The sequence below is a fragment of the Pseudomonas sp. GM33 genome, assembly GCF_000282295.1.
GTDB lineage: Bacteria > Pseudomonadota > Gammaproteobacteria > Pseudomonadales > Pseudomonadaceae > Aquipseudomonas > Aquipseudomonas laurylsulfatiphila.
Window position 1 is genome coordinate 1 of sequence record NZ_AKJO01000053.1, and the last position, 5,059, is coordinate 5,059.

General features: G+C 62.8%; 3 protein-coding genes. All 3 read left to right on the plus strand.

What is annotated here, in order from left to right; genetic code table 11:
• Positions 1–425: 425 nt before the first annotated feature.
• Positions 426–902, plus strand: a complete 477-nt coding sequence (locus PMI26_RS21970) for a formate dehydrogenase subunit gamma (protein ID WP_007972216.1) — start codon at positions 426–428, stop codon at positions 900–902.
• Positions 902–2,461 (plus strand): formate dehydrogenase beta subunit, encoded by a 1,560-nt coding sequence (locus PMI26_RS21965; protein ID WP_007972217.1) that lies wholly within the window; start codon positions 902–904, stop codon positions 2,459–2,461. Before PMI26_RS21970 ends, PMI26_RS21965 begins: the two co-directional genes overlap by 1 nt.
• On the plus strand, positions 2,458–5,059 hold a 2,602-nt coding region (gene fdhF / locus PMI26_RS21960; RefSeq protein ID WP_007972219.1), incomplete at its 3' end, for a formate dehydrogenase subunit alpha. The genes PMI26_RS21965 and fdhF, both read left to right, overlap by 4 nt.

The window sequence follows — 5,059 nt, forward strand, 5'->3', positions numbered from 1 at the left end:
AACCATAGAATCTCCCACAGGGTTAGCGGCGTACTTCAGCGCATCTGCTTCGTAGAATTACCCTCGGTTCTGATGCTTCTTCTCACCGGTAATGCTTGCTATACATCAGCCATCGACAGGCCCTTTGGGCATTAGGCCAGTGTGTGAACGCCCCGTGCGGCACTCATCTAGACTTAATGGATAGTCGTAGGCAGAACCGAGCACGTCGCTTTGGTGCAGGTCGATCAATAGCGGCGTGGCAAGCTGCCCTTTATGCCCAGTAGAGGTGCGGCGAAGACCGTGCCGGGCACAACAAGATGCCCGCTCAGGGTGCCCTGGCCAACGGCCAAATTGCCACGATACCGTGACGTGGTGTGAGTGCCGCAGCCGACACTTTCGGACGACCGACGACCTTCTGGTTTGTCCGTGACCGTGAGGATTGCTGAATGCCTGATGAGATGTTGCACCTGCCTGTGGTCAACAGTGTGCTGGAGCGCCACAAGGGCTCTGCGGGTGCGCTGTTGCCCATTCTTCATGATATTCAGGAGCGTATCGGTTACGTCCCCGATGTCGCCGTCCCCGAGATTGCCCATGCCCTGAACCTGAGCCAGGCCGAGGTTCGTGGGGTGATCAGTTTTTACCATGACTTCCGTACCGCGCCGCCCGCGCGGCATATCCTGCGGCTGTGCCGGGCCGAGTCGTGCAAGAGCCGTGGTGCCGAGCAGTTGGCCGCGCAGTTGCGTGAGCGTCTGCAACTGGATGATCACGGTAGTAGCGCCGATGGCAGCATCAGTTTGCGTCCGGTGTATTGCCTTGGGGCCTGTGCCTGTTCGCCGGCTCTGGAGCTGGATGGCCGGGTGCATGCGCGGCTCAGTGCCGAGCGTCTGGATGCTTTGCTCGACGCTTGCCGGGAGGACGCGTGATGCCGACTCTTTATCTGCCCTGTGATTCTCTTGCCCGTGCTGTGGGCGCCGACGAGGTCTCCACGGCCCTGATCACTCAGGCCAAGGAACTCAATCTGCCGCTGGAACTGCAGCGCACCAGTTCGCGCGGGCTGTATTGGCTGGAACCGTTGTTGGAGGTGGATAGCCCGCAAGGTCGTATTGGCTTCGGGCCGCTGACGGCCACCGATGTGCCGTCGGTACTCGATGCGCTGCAAGGCGAGCCGTCCACTCATCCACTGGCCTTGGGCCTGGTGGAGGAACTGCCTTATCTGAAGACTCAACAACGCCTGCTGTTCGCCCGCGCCGGCATTACCCGGCCACTGTCGCTGGACGATTACCGGGCTCACGGCGGTTTCGAAGGTTTAACAAGGGCCGTCGCCATCGGTGGCGAGCAAACTGCCACGGCAGTGTTCGATTCAGGCCTGCGTGGCCGTGGCGGCGCAGCCTTCCCCGCCGGAATCAAATGGCGCACGGTGCGTGCGACCGAAGCGGCGCAGAAATACATTGTGTGCAACGCCGACGAAGGCGACTCCGGCACTTTTGCCGACCGCATGCTGATGGAAGGCGACCCTTTCCTGCTGATCGAAGGCATGGCCATTGCCGGCCTCTGTGTCGGCGCCACTTACGGCTACATCTATGTGCGTTCGGAGTATCCGGATGCCGTGGCCACCCTGCGCAACGCGCTGCAGATTGCCCGGGAGAACGGTTACCTGGGCGCCAATGTAGGCGGCAGCGGTCAGGCCTTCGATATGGAAGTGCGTGTCGGTGCAGGTGCGTACATCTGCGGTGAGGAAACCGCGTTGCTGGACTCTCTCGAAGGCAAGCGCGGAATCGTCCGCGCCAAGCCACCGATTCCTGCCTTGAAAGGCCTGTTCGGCCAGCCGACCCTGGTGCACAACGTGCTGACCCTGGCCTCGGTGCCGCAGATTCTGACCAAGGGCGCGCAGTTCTATCGCGATTACGGCATGGGCCGTTCCCTGGGCACCATGCCTTTCCAGCTGGCGGGCAATATTCGTCAGGGCGGTCTGGTGGAACGGGCCTTTGGCCTGACCCTGCGGGAACTGGTGGAAGACTACGGCGGAGGCACCGCCAGTGGCCGGCCGCTGAAGGCTGCGCAGGTGGGCGGCCCTCTTGGCGCCTGGGTGCCGCCGTCGCAATTCGACACGCCGCTGGATTACGAAGCCTTTGCCGCCATCGGCGCGATGCTCGGTCACGGTGGTGTGGTGGTGGCTGACGACACCCTGGACATGGCCCACATGGCACGCTTTGCGATGGAGTTCTGCGCCGAGGAATCCTGTGGCAAATGCACCCCGTGCCGCATCGGCTCGACTCGGGGCGTGGAGGTGATCGACCGCTTGCTGGCCGCGCCGGACCAGAGCGGGCGCGATGAGCAGGTGATCATCCTCAAGGACCTGTGCGACACCCTGCAATACGGTTCGCTATGTGCGTTGGGCGGCATGGTTTCGTTTCCGGTCGCCAGCGCCCTCAAGCACTTCCCCGCCGACTTCGGCTTGCAGCCCTCGGAGGCCGAGCAATGATCACTCTCTTCGACCCGAACACCGATATCGACCTCGGCACTCCTGCCCGTGAGAGCCAGGTGCAAGTCACGCTGAGCATCGACGGCCGCAGCATCAGCGTGCCAGAAGGCACTTCGGTGATGCGCGCCGCCGCGCTGCTGGGCACCACCATTCCGAAACTCTGTGCCACCGACAGCCTGGAAGCCTTCGGCTCCTGCCGCATGTGCCTGGTGGAGATCGACGGCATGCGCGGTTATCCGGCGTCCTGCACCACGCCGGTCACTGAAGGCATGAGCGTACACACCCAGACGCCGAAGCTCGCGACCCTGCGCCGTAACGTCATGGAACTGTACATCTCCGATCACCCGCTGGACTGCCTGACCTGTTCGGCCAACGGCAACTGCGAGCTGCAAACCGTCGCTGGCCAGGTCGGCCTGCGGGAGGTGCGTTACGGCTATGAGGGCGACAACCATCTGGCCGATGTGAAGGACACCTCCAACCCCTACTTCGATTACGACCCGAGCAAGTGCATCGTCTGCAACCGCTGCGTGCGCGCCTGCGAAGAAACCCAGGGCACCTTTGCCCTGACCATTACCGGGCGCGGGTTTGAATCCCGGGTGGCGGCGGCCGGTGGGGATAACTTCCTCGATTCGGAATGCGTGTCCTGCGGTGCCTGCGTGCAGGCCTGCCCGACCGCGACCCTGATGGAAAAAAGCGTGGTCGAACTGGGCCAGCCCGAACGCAGCGTGATCACCACCTGTGCCTATTGCGGCGTGGGCTGCTCGTTCCGCGCCGAGATGAAAGGCGACCAACTGGTGCGCATGGTTCCGGACAAAAACGGCCAGGCCAACCACGGCCACTCCTGCGTCAAGGGGCGCTTTGCCTGGGGCTATGCGACCCACCCGGATCGCATCACCAAGCCGATGATCCGCAAACATATCAACGACCCGTGGCAGGAAGTCAGCTGGGATGAAGCGGTGACCTACGCCGCCAGCGAATTCCGCCGGCTGCAGCAGAAATATGGCCGCGACTCCATTGGTGGCATCACCTCCAGCCGCTGCACCAACGAAGAAACCTATCTGGTGCAAAAACTGGTGCGCGCCGCGTTCGGCAACAACAACGTCGACACCTGTGCGCGGGTCTGCCACTCGCCGACCGGTTATGGCTTGAAACAGACCTTGGGCGAGTCCGCCGGCACCCAGAGTTTCGATTCGGTGATGCAGGCCGACGTGATCCTGGTGATGGGCGCCAACCCGAGCGACGCCCACCCGGTGTTCGCCTCCCAGCTCAAACGCCGCTTGCGTGAAGGCGCGCGGCTGATCGTCATCGATCCACGGCGCATTGATCTGGTGGACTCGGTGCATGCCCGCGCCGAATACCATTTGGCCCTGCGCCCGGGCACCAACGTCGCCATGCTCAACGCGCTGGCTCATGTCATCGTCACTGAAGGCTTGCTCAATCAGGCCTTTATCGACGCCCGTTGTGAGGGCAGCGATTTCGCGATTTGGAGTGAGTTCGTCAGCCGTGCGGAAAACTCGCCGGAAGCCCTTGGCCCTGTCTGCGGAGTACCCGCTACCGACATCCGTGCCGCTGCGCGCCTGTATGCCACCGGTGGCAATGCGGCGATCTACTACGGTTTGGGCGTCACCGAACACAGTCAGGGCAGTACTTCGGTGATGGGCATCGCCAACCTCGCCATGGCCACCGGCAACATCGGCCGCGAAGGCGTGGGCGTAAACCCGTTGCGGGGGCAGAACAACGTGCAGGGATCCTGCGACATGGGCTCCTTCCCCCATGAGTTGCCTGGCTACCGACACATCTCCAACGAGGTGGTGCGGGCGCAGTTCGAACAGGCGTGGAACGTCACCCTGCAACCTGATCCGGGGTTGCGTATTCCCAACATGTTCGAGTCGGCCCTGGCCGGCAGCTTCAAGGGTCTGTATTGCCAGGGCGAAGACATCGCCCAGAGCGATCCGAATACCCAGCACGTCACCGCCGCTTTGTCGGCCATGGAGTGCGTGGTGGTGCAGGATATTTTCCTCAACGAAACCGCCAAGTTCGCTCATGTGTTCCTGCCGGGCAGTTCGTTCCTGGAAAAAGACGGCACCTTCACCAACGCCGAACGGCGCATCTCCCGGGTGCGCAAGGTCATGGACCCGCTGGGTGGCAAGGCCGACTGGGAAGGCACCGTGGCCCTGGCCAATGCCCTGGGTTACCCGATGAACTACAAACATCCATCGGAAATCATGGATGAAATCGCCAGCCTGACGCCGACCTTCACCAACGTCAGCTACGCCGAACTGGACCGCCACGGCAGCCTGCAATGGCCGTGCAACGCCGAGGCGCCGGACGGTACGCCGACCATGCACATCGAGGAGTTCGTGCGCGGCAAGGGGCGTTTCATGCTCACCGGCTACGTGCCGACCGAGGAGAAGGTCAACACTCGTTATCCACTGCTGCTGACCACCGGGCGCATCCTCAGCCAGTACAACGTCGGCGCCCAGACCCGACGCACCGACAACGTCGCCTGGCACGACGAAGACCGCCTGGAAATCCACCCGACCGATGCCGAGAGCCGTGGCATCAACGAAGGTGACTGGGTCGGCATCGGCAGGGGGG

Excerpts from the sequence above, each read along its gene's own strand:
- PMI26_RS21970 (WP_007972216.1), top strand. The coding sequence starts at position 426 with ATGCCTGATGAGATGTTGCACCTGCCTGTGGTCAACAGTGTGCTGGAG.
- PMI26_RS21965 (WP_007972217.1), top strand. The coding sequence starts at position 902 with ATGCCGACTCTTTATCTGCCCTGTGATTCTCTTGCCCGTGCTGTGGGC.